The following is a 22,742-nucleotide window of genomic DNA, read 5'->3' on the forward strand; positions in this document are numbered from 1 at the left end:
AAACTCGCGCACCAAGCGCATAACATGACCGCCATCGGATAATGCACACTCCGCAGCCGGTGTCGGTTCGTCCCTCAACGAAGAGAGAGCCTGATGATTGACCTCGAACTCGACGACCAGCATCAAGACCTGGTTGACATGGTCCGCGAATTCGCCCGAGAAGTCGTTGCTCCGCAGAGCGCGCAGAACGATGCGAACCATGCCTTCCCTTACGACATCGTCAAGCAAATGGGGGAGATGGGTCTCTTTGGACTTCCGGTCTCCGAAGAATTCGGCGGTTCCGGCGGCGACTACTTCCACCTCGCGCTGGCGCTTGAAGAGCTGGGCAAGGTCGACCAGTCGGTAGCCATCACCCTGGAAGCCGGTGTCTCCCTGGGCGCGATGCCGATCTACCGCTTCGGCAGCGAGGAGCAAAAGCAGAAGTGGCTGCCTGACCTGGCCGCTGGTGAACGCTTGGCCGGTTTCGGCCTGACCGAGCCGGGCGCAGGATCCGATGCATCAGCATCCTTGACCAAGGCGAAACTTGAAAGTGGCCAGTGGGTCATTGACGGCGCCAAGGAATTCATCACCAACTCCGGCACCGATATCACCTCCCTCGTCACGGCTACCGCAGTGACCGGCGTCGATGAAGCAACCGGTAAAAAGGAAATCTCTGCCATCATCGTGCCGACCGGTACCGAGGGATTCACCGCGGAAAAGGCCTACGACAAGGTGGGCTGGCGTGCCAGCGATACCCATCCGCTGAGCTTCAGCGGAGTGCGGGTTCCGGAGGAGAACCTGCTGGGCGAGCGCGGACGCGGATACGCCTACTTCCTGGAAATCCTCGACGAAGGACGCATCGCCATCGCCGCCCTGGCCACCGGCGCTGCGCAGGGCTGCCTTGACGAGGCGGTTAAATATGCCAAGACCCGTACCTCCTTCGGCCAGGCAATCGGCCAGTACCAGGGCATTTCCTTCATGATTGCCCGCATGGCCTCGCGCGCCCACACGGCCCGCTTGGCCTATTACGCGGCCGCGGCAAAAATGCTCGCCGGCAAGGACTTCAAGATTGAAGCCGCGCACGCCAAGCTGATTGCCAGCGAAGCGGCGATGGACAATGCAAGAGATGCTACCCAGATCTTTGGCGGGTACGGATTCATGAATGAGTCATTGGTGGCACGCCACTACCGCGATTCGAAGATCCTGGAAATCGGAGAAGGGACCACGCAGGTCCAGCAGATGCTCATTGCCCGCAGCCTTGGTCTCTGAACATCACCCGCAGGGAGCGCCGCATTCTGATTCCAGGGTGTGGCGCTCTTTGGGCGCTCACAGTTAAACGAACCATAATAGGTTAGGTGAGCTTCCAGAAAACCTTCATTCCAGCCGGGCATCCCCGTCGAGTCAGCCTGATCGGTTCCACCGGTTCCATCGGTACGCAGGGACTGGACGTCATCGAAGAGGCATCCGGCCAATTCTCCGTGGCCGCCTTATCCGGCGGATATAACCTTGAACTGTTGGCTCGCCAGGCCATCAAGCACCGCCCTGCAATGGTCGGCAGCGCCGTGGAATCAAAGGATGAGCTGGCCGCGGCCATCCAGGAGGCCGCCGAGGACGCATCGGTGACCGGATACGAACCCGAGCTGGTGGTTGGCGCGCAGGCAGCCACCGAGGTAGCCGCGTTTGCCGAGGCCGACGTAGTGCTCAATGGCATCACCGGTGCCATTGGACTGGCTCCGACCATCGCTGCGCTGGAAGCCGGCCACCTGCTGGCCCTGGCAAACAAGGAATCCCTGATCATCGGAGGCCAGGTAGTCAAGCAGATCGCAGCCCCTGGCCAGATCTCGCCGGTAGACTCCGAGCACTCCGCCCTTGCCCAGGCCCTGCGCTCTGGTGCGCCGGAGGAAGTGGCCAAGCTGCTGGTCACGGCCTCCGGAGGCCCATTCTTCGGCTGCACCTACGAGCAGCTGCGTGATGTCACCCCTGCCCAGGCACTGGCCCACCCGACCTGGGACATGGGGCGCATGGTCACCACCAACTCGGCCACCATGGTCAACAAGGCCCTGGAAGTCATCGAAGCCCACCTGCTTTTCGATGTGCCGCTGGAGAAGATCGAGCCCGTGGTGCACCGGCAGTCCATCGTCCACTCGATGGTGGAGTTCATCGACGGTTCGGTGATTGCCCAGGCATCGCCGCCGGACATGCGCCTGCCCATCGCCCTGGGCATCAATTGGCCGCATCGGGTCGACGGGGCCGCGAAGGCCTGCGATTTCTCCACCGCGGCCAGCTGGACTTTTGAACCGCTGGATGAAGAAGTCTTCAGCGCTGTGAAGCTTGCCAAGCAGGCAGCGTCCTCGTCGGGGACGCATATGGCCGTCTACAACGCCGCCAACGAAGTTGCAGTGGATGCCTTCCATGATGGAAAGATCCGCTTCACCGGCATCGTCGAGACCATTGAACGCGCACTGGACGCGTACACCCCGGTGAATGCCGAGCTGTCGGTGGAAACAGTGCTGGAAACCGATCGTTGGGCCCGTGCCCATGCAACGAAGATCATCGAGGCGAGCGCATGAGTGCATTGCTGTTCATCGGCGGCGTCCTGTTCATGCTGGTCGCCGTCGGGCTGTCCATCGCGCTGCATGAAATAGGGCACCTGGTGCCCGCGAAGCTCTTCAAGCTGCGGGTTCCGCAGTACATGATCGGTTTCGGCAAGACACTGGTTTCCTTCAAGCGGGGTGAAACCCAATACGGCATCAAGGCGCTGCCACTGGGCGGCTACATCTCGATGGTCGGCATGTACCCGCCACGCGAGCAGGTCGCTGCCGATGTTCCGGGGAAGAAGCCGAATCTCTTCCAGAAGGTCTTCGGCCAGATGGTCGATGACGCGCGTTCGCAGGCCAACGAAAACGTGCTGCCCAGCGATGAAGGCCGGTTGTTCTACCAGCTGCCGATCTACAAGCGCGTGATCATCATGCTCGGCGGCCCGATCATGAACCTGCTCATCGGGTTCGTGGTGATCGCCATAGTGCTCACCAGTTTCGGGCAGGCCACCCCGACCACCACGGTCTCCGAGGTGTACCAGTGCATTGCCAGCGCGCAGAACGCGGAGCAGACCGAATGCACCGACGAGGACGTCCCGGCTCCTGCCTACGAGGCTGGCCTGCTGCCCGGCGATACGATTACCGCGGTGAACGGCACCCCTGTCGCACAAGCCGAGTGGAACAAGCTCACCGATGTCATCCGCGATCATCCAGGAGAGCCCATCACCCTGGAATACTCCCGTGACGGGCAGAGCCACACCACTGAGCTGACCCCGTACCTGACCGAGCGTCCGGCCACTGACGAGAACGGCTATGTGCTGCTCGATGAGCACGGCGAATACATCATGACCAAGGTCGGTTTCGTCGGGATGGGCTCTTTGCAACGCGACTTGACCCAGCCCCTGAGCGCGGTTCCCGGTGTGATCGGGGAGCAGCTGCTGAAGATCGGTGACGTCATCCTTCACCTACCCCAGCGCATGGTGGATGTCGCCCAAGCGGCCTTCGGCAATGAGGAACGCGACCCCAACGGGCCGGTGTCCATTGTGGGCGTTGGACGCATCGCCGGAGAGATCAGCGCCGAGGATTCCATCTCGGTCGCCGACAAATTCGCAACGTTGCTGTCGCTCGTCGGGGGCCTGAACTTGGCGCTGTTCGCCTTCAACCTGATCCCGCTGCTGCCGCTGGATGGCGGCCACGTGGTGGGCGCGTTGTACGAGGGGCTGAAGCGCATGTTTGCACGGATCTTCAAGATCAAGAAGGTCAAGCCGGTTGACACGGTCAAGCTACTGCCCCTGACCTATGTCGTCGTGGTGGCGATGCTGGTCATGGGCGGGCTCTTAATATATGCGGATATCTTCAAGCCGATACAACTGTTCTGAGACGAGAGAAATAAGCTGTAGACATGACTGTTTTTGCTGTTGAATACGCTTACGCCGAAAATTCCACCGAGCTGCGCGACGAACACCGTCCAGCGCACCGCGAGTACCTCGGGGGATTCCTTGGCGAAGGATCGGTACGCCTTCTGGCTTCGGGGCCAACTCCGGTCAGCGACGGCGCGCTGTTGATCTTCGCAGCCGAATCGCAGGTGGCATTGGAAGACGTGCTGTCCAATGACCCATTCCAGCTGGTTGGCGCAGTCGGCTCGGCCACCATCACAGAATGGAACCCGGTCATGGGCCTGCTGAAGGAATTCGCTTCCTAGGCGACAGGTTGCATGTGCCAGCCTCCGTTGTTCTGTACCAAGAACGGCGGAGGCTGGCTGCCTTAAACGGCATCGATGGCCCAGACTGGCAGGGGAGAAGAAAGGGGAGAGCATCATGGATGTGCAGATTACGCCGGCACTGGCGATCCCTGCAGCGGAGCTGAAATGGCATTTCTCCCGTTCTTCAGGCCCAGGCGGCCAGCATGTGAATACCTCTGACTCCCGCGTGGAGCTCGCTTGGGTGATTGGCGCTTCACGGGCATTGTCCGACTGGCAGCGCCAGAGGCTGCTCGAGAAACTCGGACCGCGCCTCGTGGCTGGAGCACTGGTCGTGACTGCCGCCGAGGAACGATCTCAATGGCGCAACCGCCAGATTGCGCAGGAGAAGCTGGGGCGCATCATCGAAAAAGCCCTGGCGCCGGATGCGCCCGCGCGCAAAGCAACGAAAGCCACCCGGGGATCGCACCGGCGCAGGCTGAGCGCCAAGGCCAATCGCTCGGCCACGAAGCAGCTTCGCCGCAAGCCGGGAATGGACTGACCGGAGAAAGCAACTACTGTGTCCCATGTCACTGAAATCGGCGGAATGCCCGGTTTGGCGATGCGGTTGAAAGTAGATGAAGCGTCAGCTTTCTATTTATTCTGCCCCAAGGAGAACACCTTATGACCACCAAAGTCCTCACCCTCGTCGGTTCCCTGCGCAACGGTTCGACCAACCAGCAGCTGGCGGAAGCCACTTCGCACAACGCCCCCGAAGGCATGGAAGTTTCAGTGTTCAGCGGCTTGGAGAATATCCCGTTCTACAACGAGGACCATGACGTGGAAGGTGGCGTTCCAGCCGCAGCCCAGGCCCTGCGCGACGCAGCCGGCGAAGCAGACGCGCTGATGCTGGTCACCCCCGAGTACAACGGCACCATGCCAGCTGTCTTGAAGAATGCCATCGACTGGCTGTCCCGTCCCTTCGGTGCCGGTGCACTAAAGGACATGCCAACCGTAGTCCTGGGCACCGCCTTCGGACAGTACGGCGGCGTCTGGGCACAGGACGAAGCACGCAAGGCACTGAACATCGCCGGCGCCAACGTACTTGAAAACGTCAAGCTGGCCATCCCGAACTCGGTAGTGCGCTTCGCAGAACTGCACCCGAAGGACGACGCTGAAGTTGTCGAGCAGGTTTCCGGCGTGCTGAAGAGCATCAAGGAAATCGCCGAAGCCAACTAGGCTTTCGCAGGCTCCAGCTGCAAAATGATGGGAGAAAGGCCACGGTTCCCGTGGCCTTTCTCGCATCAATACCCGCTCACCGCGATACGGTGACATACTTGGAGTAGAGAAATACCCACAATCTATTCGGAGGCGTCCATTGACTTCGGTCAGCCTAGGCATGCCGGCAGGCCCACCGCCGGTACTCGCACCACGTCGTAAGACTCGCCAGTTCCAGGTTGGATCCGTAGGTGTCGGCTCCGACTCGCCGATTTCGGTCCAGTCGATGACCACCACCAAGACCCACGACATCAACGCCACCCTGCAGCAGATCGCTGAGCTGACCGCTGCCGGCTGCGACATCGTGCGCGTTGCCTGCCCAACGGACAAGGACGCGGAAGCGCTGAAGATCATCGCGATGAAGTCGCAGATCCCGGTCATCGCCGATATCCACTTCCAGCCCAAGTACGTCTACGCCGCCATCGAGGCAGGCTGCGGCGCCGTACGCGTGAACCCGGGCAATATCCGACAGTTCGATGACCAGGTCAAGGAAATCGCACAGGCTGCCAAGGACCACGGCACGTCGATCCGCATTGGCGTCAACGCCGGCTCACTGGACCGCCGCCTGCTGCAGAAGTACGGCAAGGCCACCCCTGAAGCACTGGTCGAATCGGCTGTCTGGGAAGCCTCCCTGTTCGAGGAACACGGCTTCCACGACTTCAAGATCTCGGTCAAGCACAACGACCCGGTGATCATGGTCCGCGCCTACGAGATGCTGGCAGAGCGCGGCGACTGGCCGCTGCATCTGGGCGTGACCGAGGCCGGTCCTGCGTTCCAGGGAACCATCAAGTCCGCGACCGCTTTCGGTGCACTGCTTTCCCAGGGCATTGGTGACACCATTCGCGTATCGCTGTCGGCCCCACCGGTCGAGGAAGTCAAGGTCGGCAACCAGATCCTGGAATCGCTGAACCTGCGTCCGCGCAAGCTGGACATCGTTTCCTGCCCATCCTGCGGTCGTGCCCAGGTGGATGTGTACACTTTGGCTGAGCAGGTTACTGCTGGGCTGGAAGGCATGAAGGCTCCACTGCGCGTGGCAGTCATGGGCTGCGTCGTCAACGGACCGGGCGAAGCCCGCGATGCGGACCTCGGTGTAGCTTCGGGCAACGGCAAGGGACAGATCTTCGTCAAGGGCGAGGTCATCAAGACCGTCCAGGAAGACCAGATTGTCGAGACTTTGATCGAAGAAGCCAACCGTTTGGCGGCAGAAATGGGACTGGACAATGACGAGAATCCTTCCTCGGGTTCTCCCGTGGTCTCCGTCAGCTAGAACTAGCCGACGAAGCGTCGAGGGAGCGCCGCGCATCTTGGGCCGTCGTGACACGGCCGCCCTCATCGAGTTGCTCGATCGCGACCCCGTCGCCAACATCTTCACCCGTTCGCAGGTGAACATCCACAAGTCAGCGGTTCCAGATGGCTTTGCCCATATCGTTGGCTTGGACGGCGGTGAAGGCCTTGAGTCGGCATGCTGGGTGGGCGCCAATATGGCGCCCACCGCCATGCCGGAGGCCGATGCCCAGAAATTCGCCATGCATGCCATCGAGACCCGCCAGCGATTCGCTTCGGTCTTCGGCCCGGCGGAAACCGTGCTGGCCATGCATGAGGTCTTGCGGGACGGTCCGCAAGAAATTTTCGAGCTCCGGGCGAATCAGCCATTAATGGCGATCTCGCACCACCCGTCGGGCGTTCGACGCAATCGGCTCCGCCCGGCCCAGGTCCAGGAATTCGATCGAGTGCTGCCGGCCAGCGCAGCAATGTTCGAAGAGGAACTTGGCTATTCGCCGTTGGAAAACGGGGGAAGCTTCTACCGCAATCGTGTACGCCAGCTAATTCGTGACGGGCATACCCTCTTGGACTGCGACCAGCGGGGCAACGTGATTTTCAAGGCTGACCTGGGCACGGTCACCGATGAAGTTGTGCAAATCCAAGGTGTTTGGGTGAATCCGATGTACCGCGGACAGGGGTTGGCTGCCGGCTACATGGCCTCCGCTGTGGACTACTCAATGCAGTTCGCGCCAGTCGTGAGCCTCTACGTCAACGATTTCAACACCGCTGCGATTAAGACATATCAGCGCATCGGATTTGAACAGGTCGGAACCTTCGCGACGATCCTGTTCTGATCTCCGAAGCCGGCGCCATGGAAAAGCGTTAATTTTCGAAGCCGACGATGCTGATTCGTTCGCAGATTCCTGTATGGCTTCAGCACAGCGAGCCTCGATGCCGTGGGGAATTGCAGCGCAACCCGATCGCGCGACGGGCGCCGCAATGAAAATGTCGACCCCGGCATTGTCCTCGTGATGTTTCGTCTTGTGCCCAACGCGGAAGCAACAATGCCCAGCGAATGATCCGCGGTCTTCTAGACTCGAAGGTGTAACGGCGACGGTGATGGGAAAATTGGTGGTTCGAGGCTTTGGCGCTAGAGCGCACTTGGGCGCTGCTATGTGCGCAGCAGTACTCCTGATGAGCGGGTGCAGCTCACCAGAAGCCGAAGTCGGCGCATCGCCGGTAGCCCAGGTTCGCCTCGATGGCGCACAGCTGGAGAACCTGCTCGAGGAATTCGCCCAAGAAGAAAAGAATTCCGAGGTCATCAGCGACAAGCAACTTCGTGAGAACATTCCGCAAGCCCAGGAATGGATCGAGAACGTCAAAGTGAATCCAAGCAAATGCGGGGTCACTTTTGCTGAGCCAGTGGCCGATCAATTGAGGAACGCCACGATGGGCGCCATTGAATTCGAGGACAGCTACCTCACGGTCGCAATCTACAAGGATTCTGAATTCTTGCAGGCCCAATGGGATGCCAAAACGGCGGCCAACGCTGATTGCGCGCGGTACACCGTCAAGCGGGGCGACGAGACTCGTGCCTATCATCTTGCCAAGCAGCCCATAGATTCTTCAGCAGGATTATCCGATGGGTATGTGATCACCAGCAGTGATGGGTCGTCGACCCAGCAGCAGCTGATCATTCGCACTGCCAGCTCGAATGTCCTTCTCGGCCTACAGCGCTCCACATCAGCGGGGAACACCGCGAATGAAGTTGAAGAAGCGTCAGAGATCCTTCAAAAGCTCATGGGCCAGCTGACCCAGTAGTTTATTTTTACGACGTCGTCGGCTCTTCGGCGGCAACAACGGAAAGCAGTATATGACTAAGCGTTTAACCCTTTGGGCCCTGCCATTGGCGGTGAGCATGATGCTGGCCGGCTGTTCTTCAAATTCAGCTAGTGAACCTGCGCAATCGGCTGCTTCAACGACCTCCGTAGACAGCCAGAAAGAGGCTGCCTCGGATGGCGCGCTCACTGCCGAGCAGGTGAAATCCGTCGCTTCCAAGCTTATGGAAGGCGACAACGCAGTCCAGGTGGTCGGCAACGAGCAAATGCAGCAGCAACTGGAAATTGCCAAGAATGCGAAGGCTCCCAGCGGCATCAAGCCGGAGAAATGCGCCGAGTTGAATGCCAAGTATTCAGTCACCGACTTGACAGCATCCGTATCCGCAACGGCAACCAGCTCCTCGGAATCCGTCGGCAAGGTCGTGCAGGTCTTCTCCTTGACAGACGATGCCACCCGCAACAACGTTTCACAGGCGCTGACCCTGGATGATCTAGAGGGATGCGAAAACGTCACCGTTGAGACCGGTGGCGAAAAAATCGAAACTGAACGCCAGATCCTGCCCTTGGACGTCAAAGCTGACCAGTCGTTGACCATGTCGACTCAAATGGACGCAGGTGCAGGACAGCTATTGACCTCGGTCGTGGTGCAGGCGCTGCGGGACGGCAATTTCGTCCTGGTTACCTTGCAGACAGGTTCGCAGCAAGCAGCTGAGCTGGCCGCGCAAGCGGTGGAATTGACGGATCGTGCGTTCGCCGAAATCGACGCGGTTCGAAAGCAATAGTCGTATGTGCTCGGTGCCCCGACTCGCCAATACCAGGCGGTGCTGCGCGTAGGAGCGGGATGCCCGTGGCGGTAGCGACGCGGATAGTTTGCCGAGAAGCAATGCATCTTCCGAGTCACATTGAAGCCCCTGGCAGTTGAAGTGCGATTCGACTGCCAGGGGCTTGTCCATGTGTGGCACCTGCGGATTTCTCTTTGACTGATGCTTTCCTGGCAGTGGGTGGCGCTTGACCAGCTCTTGACGATTCAAGTGAACAGCTTGCCCAAGTCCATTCGCTGCAACACTCTCTTGTTGTCTTTTTATTTCCAACATATTGTGAAATGCTGGGGGTGGCTTATCATCACCATAGTGAGGAAATCACCATGAAAAAGCGTTCACTCTGGGTGCTGCCCGTAGCAGTTGCCCTGGCACTGACCGGTTGCAGCTCGAATTCGGGAACCGAAGGAGCTGCAGGCTCTTCGGAGGCCCCTCAGGAACAGGAAAGCACGGCAGTCCCGGCGCTGACCGCCGAGCAAGCCGCTGCGGTCGCCAAAACTCTCGGTGGAGACGAACCGAATGTGCAGGTTCTGGATAGCGCTGCGCTGAGCGCCTCGGTTGAAAGCGCAAAGGGACTGATCGATCAGATGGAGATCGAACCAGCGCAGTGCGCGGAATTCGTTGCGCAGCAGGGAACCCAGGACCTGGACGGCGTCAACATGGCTGCAGCGATTGTCGTCGGCGAGGCCGGTGAGAGCAGCAGCTATTCGGTCGCTGGCTACGAGGATGCTGCCAAGCTGGAAGCAATCAACAAGATGGCAGATGCCAAGGACTTGCAGGGTTGCGAGGACTTCTCGATGAAGGTAGCAGGCCAGGAAGTTTCGGCTTCTGCCAAGATCCTGGATGCTGAGTCTGACGCAGACAAGACTATCGCTACCCACACCGCCATGACCATGAACGGTGCTGAAGTGCCGGGTGGTTCGTACCAGATTCAGGGCGTAGTTGGCGACAACGTCGTTGCCGTCTCCCACACCCAAACCACCGAACAAAGTGAAGACGAGGCTGTGAAGACTCTCGTTGATGAACTGAACAAGGCGGTTGCAGAGGTCAAAGCGGCGGCCAAGTAAGCTCGCTTCCGGTGGCGAATGCCCCTCTGGTTCCTGGACCAGAGGGGCTTCGCGCATTTGCATGGAAAATACTTCCAAAGTGAGGCAGCAGCTGCCGATGGATGGAGTGGTCTCAGACGAAGGTTCGGTTAAGAACCTGCTGATGAACCGTGTCCATGGCCAGTGGAGCGGCGCAATGTGCGGACACGCTCCGAGCAAGAATCAGTGAGAAACGCGCACCGAGGCGGTGTCTCGTTTAAAGTCACCTCCTCAATAAGCAAGAACCCTGCAACGCCCAGCAGTGGCCCAGAAGCGGGAGCAAGCTACTGAAAACGCAACACGGTTCCGCTCGACCCCTTGAATTTATTGGGAAGTCGCCGAAAGCTGTAGCATTGATTAAGGCCAATTTTCTGGCCAAAACCCATTTGATTTTGCATAGCTAGTCGGCATCCGGAAATATCTCTGAAGTCGACGGACGGAAAAGGACACCCCGAGTGGTTTTGAAGCTTTCCACTACCTTCTTGCGCACCTTGCGTGAAGATCCGGTTGACGCCGAAGTCGCCAGCCACAAGTTGTTGGTACGCGCCGGTTACATCCGTCGTGCGGCCCCGGGAATCTACACCTGGTTGCCGTTGGGTTTGAAGGTCCTTGCGCGTGTTGAAGCTATCGTTCGCGAGGAAATGAACGCTATCGGCGGCCAGGAAGTCCACTTCCCAGCGCTGTTGCCACGCGAGCCTTACGAGCAGACCGGCCGCTGGACCGAATACGGCGAAGGCCTGTTCCGCCTGAAGGACCGCAAAGATGCGGATTACCTCCTGGCTCCGACCCATGAGGAAATGTTCACCCTGCTGGTGAAGGACCTGTACAACTCGTACAAGGATCTGCCGGTCTACCTGTACCAGATCCAGAACAAGTACCGCGACGAAGCACGTCCGCGCGCGGGCCTGCTGCGCGGCCGCGAATTCATCATGAAGGATTCCTACTCCTTCAACATCGATGACGAGGGCCTGGACGAGGCCTACATGGCGCACCGCGCCGCCTACCTGAAGATTTTCGAGCGCCTGGGACTGGAAGTTGTCCCGGTCTTCGCGCAGGCAGGCGCCATGGGTGGCTCCAAATCCGAGGAGTTCCTGCATCCAACGGCTATCGGCGAGGACACCTTCGTGCGTTCGGCAGGCGGCTATGCTGCGAACGTCGAGGCTGTGACCACCGTGGTGCCAGAATCCATCGATTACACCAACGCACCTGCGTTCGAGGTCGTCGATACCCCGGACACCCCGACCATCGAAACCCTGGTGGCCGCGGCCAACGAGCTGCGCCCACGCGAGGCCGGTGCCTGGGAAGCCAAGGATACCCTGAAGAACGTTGTCCTGGCCGTGACCGACCCTGAAGGCAACCGCCAGCTGGTAGTCATCGGTGTTCCAGGCGACCGCCAGGTGGACCTGAAGCGCGTCGAAGCTACCGTAGGTGCCCCGCTGGGCATCATCGGCGAGGTCCAGGTTGAAGCCGCTAACGGCGAAGACCTGGCCAAGCACCCAGAATTGGTTGCTGGCTACATCGGCCCGGGCAACGGCCTGGACAAGGCTGTTCTGGGTACCGAGGGAACCAGCGGCATCACCTACCTGGTTGATCCCCGTGTCGTATCCGGCACCTCGTGGATCACCGGCGCAAACGAAAAGGGCAAGCACGTCTTCGGCCTGGTGGCCGAGCGCGACTTCGGCTTTGACGGCACCATCGAGTCGGTCAACGTGCTCGAAGGAGATCCGGCACCGGATGGCTCCGGCCCGCTGCGCACCGAACGCGGCATCGAAATGGGACACATCTTCCAGCTCGGCCGCAAGTACGCCGAAGCACTGGATCTGCGGGTCCTGGATCAGAACGGCAAGCTGACCGTCGTCACCATGGGTTCCTACGGCATTGGCGTCACCCGTGCGGTAGCCGCGCTCGCCGAGGCGTACCACGACGAAAACGGCCTGGCATGGCCAAAGCAGGTTGCCCCAGCCGACATCCACATGGTTGTCACCGGCAAGGGCCCAGAGCTGCTGGAAGCCGCCGAGAAGCTGGCCGCCGAATTCGAAGCGGCCGGCCTGGAGGTCATCCTGGACGACCGTCCAAAGGTTTCCGCTGGCGTGAAGTTCTCCGATGCGGAACTGATCGGCATCCCAACCATTGTCGTGGTGGGCCGTGGCCTCGCAGAGGGCGTAGTCGAGGTCAAGGACCGTACCTCAGGCGAACGCCGCGACGTCAAGGTCGAGGACGTCGTTGCGGAGCTGTCTGCCTAAGAGCGCGGCAGCCGAAAACTGAATAGGGGAGTAGCGCGGTGCAAGAGATCTTGGAATTGCTGTCCGTCAACGGTGAACCCGTCTCCTTCTGGCCCCTGGTTTTGCTGCTTCTGGCAGCCTTGGGCGCTGGATGGATCGACGCGGTGGTTGGCGGCGGCGGCCTGATCCAATTGCCCGCGCTGCTTCTTTTCCCCGGCGTCACTCCGGTGCAGGCGCTGGCCACGAATAAGCTCGGCTCGATCTTCGGGACTGCAACCAGCGCGGTGACCTACTACCGGCGCACCAGCCCGGATTTGAGAACTGCGATTCCGATGGCATTGACCGCGATGCTCGGGGCGTTCGGCGGAGCCGCGCTGGCAACAATACTTCCAGCCGAAGCGATTCAGCCCATCATCATCGCAGCACTCATTGCGGTGCTGCTCTTCACGATCCTCAAGCCCAAAGCGGGGGAGCTGTCGCGCCTGCGCTACACCGGGCATGGGCACTATCTGCGCGCCATCCTGATCGGGCTGCTGATCGGCGGCTACGACGGGATGATCGGGCCAGGCACTGGATCGTTCTTGATCATCGCCATGGTGACGGTGCTTGGCTACAACTTCCTGCAGTCCTCCGCCAAGGCGAAGATCGTGAACCTGTGCACCAATCTGGGTGCGTTGCTGCTCTTCGTCCCGACGGGGCACGTCTTGGTAGCCTTGGGCCTGGCCATGGGCTTGATGAATATGCTCGGCGGCTACCTCGGCGCGCGCATGGCCATCTCAAAGGGCAGCGCCTTCATACGCATCGTCTTCGTGATCGTCGTTTCGGCACTGATCATCAAGCTCGGTTCGGACCTGATCCTGGCCGGCAACTGAAAGGTCTAGCGGCTTCCGGCCGCTGATGAGCTAATTGGCGGGTAACCGGCATGATGCTGGACCTGTTGCGGTTCGATGGCATGAACCATGGAACTGGTCGGCATTTGCGCGATCCTGAAGGTCAGGAAGCTAGAGCCTAATGCGGCTTTGTAGAGTTGGGCAATTGTCGTGCGGGGTTCCAGCGGATCCACGGTCTTCAACGCGGTGGAACCGATTGATACGTACAAGAACCACAAATCGTTGTTCTCGGGGTCGAGGGTAGCGACCAGCACCGGAGGCTGATGCGCGGCTACGAGCGACATGACGTCGTTGACAGATTCTCCGGATTGAGCAATGACAATGGGCATGCCCTGAATCCAACCATGTGCGCTGAGCTGCGCACGACCTTGCCGTGAACTGATCACTTCGCTGACCAGTTCAGCTATCGTCGAACGCATGTATCGACCTGACATTTCAATACCTCCAATTGACGACCTAGCTGCAAGTGGTTAGTTCCCCAATAAGCGGAAGAAAGCGGAAAGTTTCACTCCGTTTTAGCGGAGCTGAATGCCGAATCTTAAGCACTTGTAATTCACCATAGACCCTTTGGCAGTGAATATCGAGAGCAGTTGAGTAGGAATGAAATTCATGTAGTTACAGCTCCATTCGATGGTGGGGAGAATAGGGAAGACTGGTAACTGAAATTACGGTCGATAACGAAAACCAGTATCGGGTATGCCAGTTTCAACGAGGGGCAAGGTTAAAAACCACTGATCGCTGAAACATTGCCTGCTTCATCTCGACAGAAACGCCTGTTCCAACGCTGGTCATAATTCGCCGTGGAGAATCAAGGTTGTAATTATTTCGTGATAAATCAACGACGTGGGAAATATGCCAGAAAAATCTGCAGGAACTCAAGCTATTTCTTGGACTCGACAGTTTCCAAGAGACGGTAGTCACTACTTGATCCGTGCAGTTCGCGGAGAGCTTGGAATGCTAGGGCGGAAATTTCCAATCCAGCGGCGCCATCGGTATTTCCCGCTGCTACGACCAGCGCTTCAGCAAAATCTTCTTCGGCTGCTGCGGAGAGCGTGGTTAGTTCTTCCAGTCCGCCTTCGGGCAATGCATAGGCGGGCTCGCGCAGGTCTGCACACCGGTCGTCAACGACGTCGCGCAGGCCGCGAAGCTGATTTCCCAATTCACTGCGCCGATCTTCAATGGCATCCTCGGCTGACTCAGCGCCACGAGCAGCCGTGAGCTGAAGAAGGAAATCCAGCGCGTAGCCGCGGTCCAGTGCACGGGCGACGGCCGTTGGCTCGATGTCCTGCGCTCCGGTGATTTCCATAGCCGGGTCCAGCAGATCTGCATGCGGCAGGCAGGCTACCAGCTGGTCATTCTGCTTTTCCTCGCCCGCGACTTTGCTCAGCGGCAGGGCCAAGCCGTGGTCGCGCTCGTCACCTGATGATGCAACTGCACGGCGGGCATCCAGATTGATCTGGAAGGCAATCTCGGCCAGTTTCGAATCCCTGGGAAGCGACGGCTCCTCGAATGCAGGCATCTGTGCCGAGGCATTGGCGACATTCGTGGCAAGGGCAACCAGTGCGTCGGGGGAGTAGCGTTGCGGCAACGCCGCAGGTTCTTGGTCATGGAAGCGCAATTCGCCGAGCAGCGCTGAACCCTGCGACAAGGAAGTTGCCAGTGCGGACAGCTGCGACGCGTTTTCCTCGGGTGCCAGTTTGGCCAAAGCCTGGGCCTGGGATGCCAGATCCGCGAGCTTTGCTCCCTGTTCCCACATCGTGCGTTGATCGGCGCTGGCCTCGCTGACTTGTTCGGGCAGTCCGTGCTCGACCAGGGCACCATGAAAGAGCGTGCTGCCTATTCCCCACGTCACTGCCACGGCAACTGCGCCAGCCAAGGTAGGAGCAATCCAGCCCGGAGCACGGCGTGCTTGCCTGTCGGAGCGAGGGGAGGAAGTAGGCGTTTTTTCAGTCATAGCGTTTCGATCATGCCATGATCAACACAGGCAATGAGGGCATTGGCGGTGCCGCGCGCCACGATGAATGGAGAATGGGCGTGAGTTCCTTCACCTGTGCCCGTTTGGATGTTCTCAATGAGCGGAACGCAATATAGGCTTAAAGGACAACATCGAATAGCGTGGGAGGATATCCATGACCGGAATGCCGGCCGATACCGAACAGGAAGCGCAGCGTCTGACTGCATTGCTCTCCAAAGACGTAGAATCCCACGGGCTTCTCTTAGAAGAAGTCACCTTGCGTCCCTCCGGCAAGCAAATGATCCTGCAGATCATCGTCGACAAAGCTGACGGGCATGAAACGCTGGATCTCGATGAACTTGGCGAAGTCACCACCACCATCTCCAATGCCCTGGACAAGGACGCCGTCTATGCGAATGCGGCTCCATACGAACTCGAAGTCAGTTCCCCTGGACTCTCCCGACCGTTGACTGCCCAGCGCCACTGGATCCGCGCCATCAACCGCATGGTCAAGCTTTCACTGGCGGACGGCACGAAGCTCCGCGGACGCCTGCTAGAGGTCAACGAAAATGACGTGCTGGTTGCCGAGCACCGCGAGCCGGCCAAGAAGGGCATGAAGGTCAAGGTGCTCGAACCTGCGACCCATGCATTTGAAAATATCCGCAAAGCAGTTGTCGATCCAGAACTGAACTTCGACGACGCGCTCTTGGACACTGTTGATACTGAAGATTTGGAGGGCTAAGCGTGGATATTGATATGAATGCGCTGCGCATCCTGGAAAAAGACCGCGACATCCCGATGGATGTCTTGATTCCAACCATCGAGTCGGCCCTGCTGCTGGCCTACAACAAGACCGAAGGCGCCATGCCTGGCGCTCGCGCGCATATTGAGCGCAGCAACGGCCATGTGGCGATCCTGGTGGAAGACCGCGATAACGCTGGCGTGCTGCTGGGCGAATTCGACGATACTCCTCACGGCTTCGGCCGCATTGCCGCTTCGACCGCACGCCAGGTGATCATGCAGCGCCTGCGGGAAGCAGAAGATGCGCAGGTCGTCGGCGAGTACGCGGCCCGTGTCGGCACCTTGATCTCCGGCGTCATCCAGCAGGGCTACTCCTCGCACATGGTGCAGGTCAAGCTCGGCGACCTGGAAGCGCTGCTGCCACCGGTCGAGCAGTCGCCAGGCGAGAAGTACCAGCACGGCAACCGCCTGCGCGCCTACGTTGTCTCGGCCGAGCGCGGCAACAAGGGCCCGGCCATTACCCTGTCGCGCTCCCACCCGAACCTGGTTCGCCGGCTGTTCGAAATGGAAGTTCCGGAAATCGCTGACGGCACCGTCGCGGTCGAGGCGCTGGCCCGCGAAGCTGGCCACCGCACCAAGATCGCCGTGCGTGCAACTAAGGCCGGCGTCAACGCCAAGGGTGCCTGCATTGGCGAAATGGGAACCCGCGTGCGCGCTGTGATGAACGAGCTGAACGACGAAAAGATCGACATCGTCGATTACAACGAGGATCCAGCAAAATTCATCGCAGCGGCTCTGTCCCCGTCGAAAGTCATCTCGGTGGAGATCCTGGACGAAAGTGAACGCCGTGCCCGCGTGGTTGTCCCCGACTCCCAGCTCTCGCTGGCGATCGGCAAGGAAGGGCAGAATGCCCGCCTCGCAGCCAAGCTGACCGGTTGGCGCATCGACATCCTGGCCGCATCGGGCGGCAAGGAACCGCAGCTGTAAGCAGCTGCCGAAGAATTCCAGTTCAGCGTGCTGGACGCCTGGTTGCGTGTGAGCCGCATCTCATGCGCGCTATGGCGTCCAAACGCGCTAGACTAGTAGATGGCTCGTAATAACTTGGGAAGGTGGCGACGGCGCTCGCATGAAGCTGCATCAGCAACGCACGTGCATTGGCTGTCGAACCGTAACCAATAAGAACGAGCTGCTCCGTTGGGTCCTCAAAGACGGTGCACCGCTGCGTGCGGTGAATCTGGATCTGCAAGGTTCCGCTTTCGGGCGGGGCGCTTGGACCCACGGGACCGAAAAGTGTGTGCAGCAAGCAGTGCAGCGCCGAGCGTTCGCGCGGACCTTCAGATCCGCGGTAGACGATTCGCAGGTACTGCAGGAATTCACTGCATACGAAGATCAGTTGGCAGCAAGCCAGCTATCTGGCAAACATGATGAAAGCGGGTCAGAAATCTGATGGCAACCCGATGAGTCGGCAATGCTGAGCGCACAACGATGAATTATCAGTTCTGCGTGATCCACCGTGCGACGGAAGAATTTCACGAATTACACAGCTGATCTGCCAGACCGCTGATCCAAAGATTTATCTTTTGATACCGGGGTTTGAGCAGATCACATCGACACAGGAGAGATGTGGCTAAACCCCGCGTTCACGAGCTCGCCAAAGAGCTCGGAATCACTTCAAAAGAAGCACTAACCAAGTTGCAGGACATGGGCGAATTCGTTCGTTCCGCTTCCTCGACCGTTGAACCACCCGTAGCGCGCAAGCTGCGCGACGCATTCCCGGGTTCGAACGGTGCCGCCAAGCCAGCAGCAGCTGCGAAGCCAGCCGCCGCCAAGCCAGCGACCCCTGGAGCTCCAAAGCCGGCAGCTACCCCAGGTGCCTCGGCGCCGAAGCCAGGCGCCAAGCCAGCTCCGGCTCCTGCTGCACCAGCAGCACCTGCCGCTCCAACCGCGAAGGCAACCCCTGGCGCTCCATTGCCGGGTGCAGCCCCAGCACCGAAGCCAGGCGCCAAGCCGGCTCCAAAGCCAGGCGCTCCGCGCCCAGGCAACAACCCGTTCTCGTCCCAGCAGGGAATGCGCGGCGCTGAGTCCGGCGAACGCCGTGGCGGCGGCAGCCGCGAAGGCGGTCGTGCCCCACGTCCAGGCGCCCCACGTCCGGGCGGTCCACGTCCAGGCAACAACCCGTTCTCCTCGCAGCAGGGCATGCGCGGCGAAGGTGGCCAGGGCGGTCCTCGTCCGCCACGTGACGGCCAGCGCGGTCCACGTCCAGCTGGTGCTGGCGGTCCACGCCCGGCCCGCGACGGCCAGGGCGGCCCACGTCCGCCACGCGATGGCCAGCGCGGTCCACGTCCAGCCGGCGCAGGCGGCCCACGCCCAGCAGGCCAGGGCGCTCCACGCCCAGCTGGTGCAGGCGGTCCACGCCCAGGCGCCGGCACCACTGCAACTCCGCGCATGATGCCTAACCGCACCGATCGTCCAGCCCCAGCAGGCGGCGGACGTCCGGGTGCAGGTGCCGGCGGACGCGGTCGCCCAGGTGGCGGCGGTGGCGGCACCGGTGGCGGCTTCCGCCCAGGCGCACCACGCGGACGCGGTGGCGTTGGCGGCGCTTTCGGCAAGGGAGGCGCCGGTCGCGGCAAGCAGCGCAAGTCCAAGCGCGCAAAGCGCCAGGAATTGGAGCAGATGAGTGCTCCGTCATTGGGCGGCGTGAATGTTCCGCGCGGCACCGGTGACACCGAGATCCGTCTGCGCCGCGGCGCGTCGATCACCGATTTCGCTGACAAGATTGGCGCCAACCCGGCCGCGCTGGTGACCGTGCTGTTCCACCTCGGTGAAATGGCTACCGCAACCCAGTCGCTGGATGAGGCGACCTTCGAGGTGCTCGGTGAAGAGCTGGGCTACAAGGTGCTTGTCGTCTCCCCAGAGGACGAGGACAAGGAGCTGCTCGAAGGCTTCGGACTGGACCTGGAAGCCGAACTTGAGGCTGAAGGCGAAGACGTGCTCGAAGAGCGCGCCCCGGTCATCACCATCATGGGCCACGTCGACCACGGTAAGACCCGACTGCTGGATGCCATCCGCCAGTCGAACGTCATCGAGGGCGAGCACGGCGGCATCACCCAGCACATCGGTGCATACCAGATCAACCATGAGCACGAGGGCCGCCAGCGCGCGATGACCTTCATCGATACCCCGGGCCACGAGGCGTTCACCGCCATGCGTGCCCGCGGTGCCGAGGTCACCGACGTTGCAGTGCTGGTTGTCGCAGCGGACGACGGCGTCATGCCGCAGACCGTGGAAGCGCTGAACCACGCACAGGCTGCCGGCGTGCCGATCATCGTCGCAGTGAACAAGGTCGATAAGGAAGGCGCCAACCCTGACAAGGTCATGGGCCAGCTGACCGAGTACGGCCTGGTACCCGAGGAATACGGTGGCGACACCATGTTCGTGAAGGTTTCTGCACTGCAGAAGCAGGGTATCGAAGAGCTGCTGGACGCTGTCCTGCTGACCTCCGATGTCTTGGAGCTGAAGGCGAACCCGGACAAGTCCGCTCGCGGCGTGGCTATCGAAGCGAACCTGGACAAGGGCCGCGGTTCGGTTGTCACCGTCCTGGTCCAGTCCGGTACCCTCTGCGTTGGCGACACCATGGTGGTGGGCACCGCCCACGGCCGTGTGCGTGCAATGTTCAACGAGAACGGCGAGAACCTCGACGTGGCACTGCCATCGCGTCCGGTACAGGTCCTGGGCATGTCCTCGGTTCCGCGTGCTGGCGACGGCTTCCTGATCACCGAAGACGAGCGCACCGCCCGCCAGATCGCTGACAAGCGCGAAACCGCAGAGCGCAATGCGTTGCTGGCCAAGCGCCGCAAGCGCATCACCTTGGAAGACTTCGACAAGGCTGTTGCCGATGGCAAGATCGATACCCTGAACCTGATCCTCAAGGGTGACGCTTCCGGTGCTGTCGAGGCACTGGAAGACTCGCTGATGAAGATCGAGGTCGGCGACGACGTGCAGCTGCGCGTCATCCACCGCGGTGTCGGTGCGATCACCCAGAACGACGTCAACCTGGCAACCGTGGACAACGCCATCATCATTGGCTTCAACGTCCGCCCAGCCGAGCGCGTGGCAGAACTGGCCGACAAGGAAGGCGTCGACATGCGCTTCTACTCGGTCATCTACTCCGCAATCGACGACATCGAAGCTGCGCTCAAGGGCATGCTCAAGCCGGAATACGAAGAAGTGGCCCTCGGTACCGCCGAGATCCGCCAGGTCTTCCGCTCCTCGAAGTTCGGCAACATTGCCGGTTCGATCATCCGCTCGGGCACTATCAAGCGCAATTCCAAGGCCCGCCTGGTACGCGATGGCAACGTCGTGGGCGACAACCTGTCGATCGATTCGCTGCGCCGCGAGAAGGACGATGTCACCGAGGTCCGCGAGGGCTTCGAATGCGGTATCGGCCTGGGGTCGTTCAACGACATCAAGGAAGGCGACATCATCGAGACCTTCGAGATGCGCGAAAAGCCACGCGACTAATTGCCGACAGGCAATTAGCAGTGTGACTCACTGATTCGTGGGCGTTTGACCGATAAGCTTTGGTCAAGCGCCCACGAGTTTTGAACCATTAGGAGAAAACCATGGCTGATTCAGCCCGCGCCGCACGCCTGGCTAAGCGCGTCCAGGTCCTCATGGCCCAGTCGCTGCGCACCGTCATCAAGGACGAGCGCATCGACAACGTCACCGTGACCGACGCGCGCGTCACCAACGACCTGCAGCACGCTACGGTGTACTACACCGTCTTTGGCGATGACGAGATGAAGAAGGACATCGCCGCCCTGCTGGAAAAGCGTGGCGGCGCCCTGCGCAAGGAATTGGGCCGGAACCTGACCATCCGCCTGACCCCGACGCTGGCCTTTGTTGCCGACGAGATCCCCGAGGGCGCCTCGCATCTGGAGGAACTGCTGGCCAAGGCCCGCGAGAAGGATGCTGAGGTAGCGGCCCTGCGCGAAGGCAAGGACTTCGCCGGAGACCAGGACCCGTACAAGAAGGACGAGGACGGCGACGAAGCCTAAGCTTCGAAGCGCCAACCGGCACCGTCTGCCCATTCCCCGGACCTCGCGTGATCGCCAGGTCCGGGGAATTTCTTGCATTGAATTGGCCTAACCGAGCTGGCGTTCCGGGGATTCAGCATGGCGGTCAACGAGTTCCCGCAAAGTTCCTAGATGCTGCTTGAGTTCTTTGAAAGCTGCCGGGCTCAGAAGATCCTGCCAACGCCGTTCAATCCTCGCTTCGATATCGCGCGCCGCCAGTTGCGCTTTCCGACCGTACTCCGTGAGGACAACCAGTTGGGCGCGGGCATCTCGTGGGTCATGCTGACGTGCAACCAAGCCGATCTCTTCCAGTTGCCTGAGCAGATAAGCGGCACTTTGCTTTGCGATACCGGCAGCGTTGGCTAACTCCGTTAATCTGCTGCCCTGTTCCCCGATTCGCGCTGCAAGCCTTCCCTGGGCAATGGTGAAATTAAACCCGGCATCGTGCAGCGCCGTGACGATTTCTTCTTCGAAAGCGCGCTGGGCGATGAAGAGCAGGGTTCCGATGGACATTTCTTCTCGACCTTCTATTGACATGTTAGTCAGAATATCTCACTATTTAGTCAGAGTCTCTTACTACTTGGAGGTGTGACAGATGTTGGCCGAGGAAATGTGGGATGTCATCATCGAGCAGCGCTTGGAACTCTTCAAGATTTTGCAAGCACTGAGCCCGGAACAATGGGCGGCGCCTTCGTTGTGCCAAGGATGGAGCGTCCAGGACGTGGCGGCGCACGTCATCAGCGCACCGCAACTAAACGCATCCTCCATGATGAAGCTGATGCCTTCTATGCTCAGGCACGGTTATAACGGGACGGTCCTGCGCGATGGGCAAATGCGGGGGAGAGCAGGCGCGTTTGCAATTCTTGAGCAGTACGAACGGTTCGCAACAATCAAACGAGGCCCATCGATGGTCAACGTGAAAGAAACCTTGACTGATACCTTGGTGCACTTCCAGGACCTTGTGCGACCCTTGGGAATCCGGCACATGATGCCGCCAGAAGCAGCGGTCGAAGTTGCTCAACGTCTGGGGCGGACGGGTTTGATGCTGGGCAGTCTCGACGTGATCCGTTCGGTGAAAATGATTGCCCGTGACGCCAGCTTCGAATCGGGGAAAGGGGAGCCGGTATTCGGGCCCATCGACGAGCTGGTAATGCTCAGGGCAGGGCGAACGCCACGCTGGGAAGCGCTTACGGGAGATGGCATCTCCATTGTCCGGGAGCTGCGGGAAAAGAAGGAAGCAAGGACGGATCCATAGCAGCCTAGCTGCAATGCCGTGAACTAGTGTCGCTGTCATGGCGTCTCCATGGGCACCGTCACGCGGTTTCGCTCGGGGCGGCGGCACCGCCTAGGACGCGGACAGCAGTCTGGAAATTTGAGACGGCTT

22 protein-coding genes are annotated in these 22,742 nt (G+C 60.2%); 19 read left to right on the forward strand and 3 right to left on the reverse strand.

Annotation, left to right across the window (positions count from 1 at the left end; genetic code table 11):
* The first annotated feature begins 93 nt into the window (after window positions 1–93).
* The 13 genes from ANI01nite_RS08710 (at window position 94) to ANI01nite_RS08770 (ending at window position 13,570) form a co-directional block, all read left to right on the forward strand.
* On the forward strand, window positions 94–1,248 hold the full coding sequence (locus tag ANI01nite_RS08710; RefSeq protein ID WP_038989689.1) for an acyl-CoA dehydrogenase family protein: 1,155 nt from the start codon (window positions 94–96) through the stop codon (window positions 1,246–1,248).
* An 86-nt stretch (window positions 1,249–1,334) separates the two neighbouring features.
* Window positions 1,335–2,549, forward strand: a complete 1,215-nt coding sequence (dxr, locus tag ANI01nite_RS08715) for a 1-deoxy-D-xylulose-5-phosphate reductoisomerase (RefSeq protein WP_141357433.1) — start codon at window positions 1,335–1,337, stop codon at window positions 2,547–2,549.
* The gene (locus tag ANI01nite_RS08720; RefSeq protein WP_038989688.1) at window positions 2,546–3,895 is read left to right on the forward strand and encodes a M50 family metallopeptidase; all 1,350 of its coding nucleotides are present in this window, start codon (window positions 2,546–2,548) and stop codon (window positions 3,893–3,895) included. Before dxr ends, ANI01nite_RS08720 begins: the two co-directional genes overlap by 4 nt.
* A gap of 23 nt (window positions 3,896–3,918) precedes the next feature.
* Window positions 3,919–4,218: a YciI family protein gene (locus ANI01nite_RS08725; RefSeq protein ID WP_038989687.1), complete on the forward strand. Its 300-nt coding sequence runs from the start codon at window positions 3,919–3,921 to the stop codon at window positions 4,216–4,218.
* A gap of 115 nt (window positions 4,219–4,333) precedes the next feature.
* Window positions 4,334–4,756 (forward strand): alternative ribosome rescue aminoacyl-tRNA hydrolase ArfB, encoded by a 423-nt coding sequence (gene arfB, locus ANI01nite_RS08730; RefSeq protein ID WP_038989686.1) that lies wholly within the window; start codon window positions 4,334–4,336, stop codon window positions 4,754–4,756.
* A gap of 122 nt (window positions 4,757–4,878) precedes the next feature.
* A complete protein-coding gene (locus ANI01nite_RS08735) occupies window positions 4,879–5,433 on the forward strand; it encodes an NAD(P)H-dependent oxidoreductase (protein WP_038989685.1) in 555 nt (184 codons plus the stop codon).
* Between the two features lie 139 nt (window positions 5,434–5,572).
* Window positions 5,573–6,739: a flavodoxin-dependent (E)-4-hydroxy-3-methylbut-2-enyl-diphosphate synthase gene (gene ispG, locus ANI01nite_RS08740; RefSeq protein ID WP_038989684.1), complete on the forward strand. Its 1,167-nt coding sequence runs from the start codon at window positions 5,573–5,575 to the stop codon at window positions 6,737–6,739.
* Between the two features lie 37 nt (window positions 6,740–6,776).
* On the forward strand, window positions 6,777–7,589 hold the full coding sequence (locus ANI01nite_RS08745; RefSeq protein ID WP_141357435.1) for a GNAT family N-acetyltransferase: 813 nt from the start codon (window positions 6,777–6,779) through the stop codon (window positions 7,587–7,589).
* 262 nt (window positions 7,590–7,851) lie between these two features.
* A complete protein-coding gene (locus ANI01nite_RS08750; RefSeq protein ID WP_141357437.1) occupies window positions 7,852–8,556 on the forward strand; it encodes a PDZ domain-containing protein in 705 nt (234 codons plus the stop codon).
* Window positions 8,557–8,608: 52 nt separating this feature from the next.
* The gene (locus tag ANI01nite_RS08755; protein ID WP_141357439.1) at window positions 8,609–9,355 is read left to right on the forward strand and encodes a hypothetical protein; all 747 of its coding nucleotides are present in this window, start codon (window positions 8,609–8,611) and stop codon (window positions 9,353–9,355) included.
* A 362-nt stretch (window positions 9,356–9,717) separates the two neighbouring features.
* Entirely contained in the window at window positions 9,718–10,458 is a 741-nt protein-coding gene (locus ANI01nite_RS08760; RefSeq protein WP_141357441.1) for a hypothetical protein, read from the forward strand.
* A 473-nt stretch (window positions 10,459–10,931) separates the two neighbouring features.
* Window positions 10,932–12,719, forward strand: a complete 1,788-nt coding sequence (locus ANI01nite_RS08765) for a proline--tRNA ligase (protein ID WP_066139305.1) — start codon at window positions 10,932–10,934, stop codon at window positions 12,717–12,719.
* Window positions 12,720–12,778: 59 nt separating this feature from the next.
* On the forward strand, window positions 12,779–13,570 hold the full coding sequence (locus ANI01nite_RS08770) for a TSUP family transporter (RefSeq protein WP_141357598.1): 792 nt from the start codon (window positions 12,779–12,781) through the stop codon (window positions 13,568–13,570).
* 5 nt (window positions 13,571–13,575) lie between these two features.
* Here the strand turns inward: ANI01nite_RS08770 and ANI01nite_RS08775 are convergent, their stop codons facing one another.
* Both ANI01nite_RS08775 and ANI01nite_RS08780 read right to left on the reverse strand, forming a co-directional pair.
* Entirely contained in the window at window positions 13,576–13,917 is a 342-nt protein-coding gene (locus ANI01nite_RS08775; RefSeq protein WP_141357443.1) for a hypothetical protein, read from the reverse strand.
* A gap of 551 nt (window positions 13,918–14,468) precedes the next feature.
* Window positions 14,469–15,542 (reverse strand): hypothetical protein, encoded by a 1,074-nt coding sequence (locus tag ANI01nite_RS08780; RefSeq protein WP_141357445.1) that lies wholly within the window; start codon window positions 15,540–15,542, stop codon window positions 14,469–14,471.
* Window positions 15,543–15,717: 175 nt separating this feature from the next.
* Here ANI01nite_RS08780 and rimP point away from each other — a divergent pair, with 175 nt between their 5' ends.
* The 5 genes from rimP to rbfA all read left to right on the forward strand — a co-directional run bounded on the left by rimP (window position 15,718) and on the right by rbfA (window position 21,340).
* Entirely contained in the window at window positions 15,718–16,284 is a 567-nt protein-coding gene (gene rimP, locus ANI01nite_RS08785; protein WP_038989669.1) for a ribosome maturation factor RimP, read from the forward strand.
* Window positions 16,285–16,286: 2 nt separating this feature from the next.
* Window positions 16,287–17,270: a transcription termination factor NusA gene (gene nusA / locus ANI01nite_RS08790; protein WP_038989667.1), complete on the forward strand. Its 984-nt coding sequence runs from the start codon at window positions 16,287–16,289 to the stop codon at window positions 17,268–17,270.
* 139 nt (window positions 17,271–17,409) lie between these two features.
* Window positions 17,410–17,730: a YlxR family protein gene (locus ANI01nite_RS17205; protein ID WP_052253499.1), complete on the forward strand. Its 321-nt coding sequence runs from the start codon at window positions 17,410–17,412 to the stop codon at window positions 17,728–17,730.
* 176 nt (window positions 17,731–17,906) lie between these two features.
* Window positions 17,907–20,804, forward strand: coding sequence for a translation initiation factor IF-2 (gene infB, locus ANI01nite_RS08800; protein ID WP_141357447.1), 2,898 nt, complete (start codon window positions 17,907–17,909; stop codon window positions 20,802–20,804).
* Between the two features lie 101 nt (window positions 20,805–20,905).
* Window positions 20,906–21,340, forward strand: a complete 435-nt coding sequence (rbfA, locus tag ANI01nite_RS08805; protein WP_141357449.1) for a 30S ribosome-binding factor RbfA — start codon at window positions 20,906–20,908, stop codon at window positions 21,338–21,340.
* Window positions 21,341–21,427: 87 nt separating this feature from the next.
* On the opposite strand, the gene ANI01nite_RS08810 is transcribed toward rbfA, so the two are convergent.
* Entirely contained in the window at window positions 21,428–21,871 is a 444-nt protein-coding gene (locus tag ANI01nite_RS08810; protein WP_170214610.1) for a MarR family winged helix-turn-helix transcriptional regulator, read from the reverse strand.
* A gap of 82 nt (window positions 21,872–21,953) precedes the next feature.
* Here ANI01nite_RS08810 and ANI01nite_RS08815 point away from each other — a divergent pair, with 82 nt between their 5' ends.
* Window positions 21,954–22,613 (forward strand): maleylpyruvate isomerase family mycothiol-dependent enzyme, encoded by a 660-nt coding sequence (locus ANI01nite_RS08815; RefSeq protein WP_141357453.1) that lies wholly within the window; start codon window positions 21,954–21,956, stop codon window positions 22,611–22,613.
* The last annotated feature ends 129 nt before the right edge of the window (window positions 22,614–22,742 follow it).

This window comes from Glutamicibacter nicotianae, from assembly GCF_006539525.1.
Taxonomy (GTDB): Bacteria; Actinomycetota; Actinomycetes; order Actinomycetales; family Micrococcaceae; genus Glutamicibacter; species Glutamicibacter nicotianae.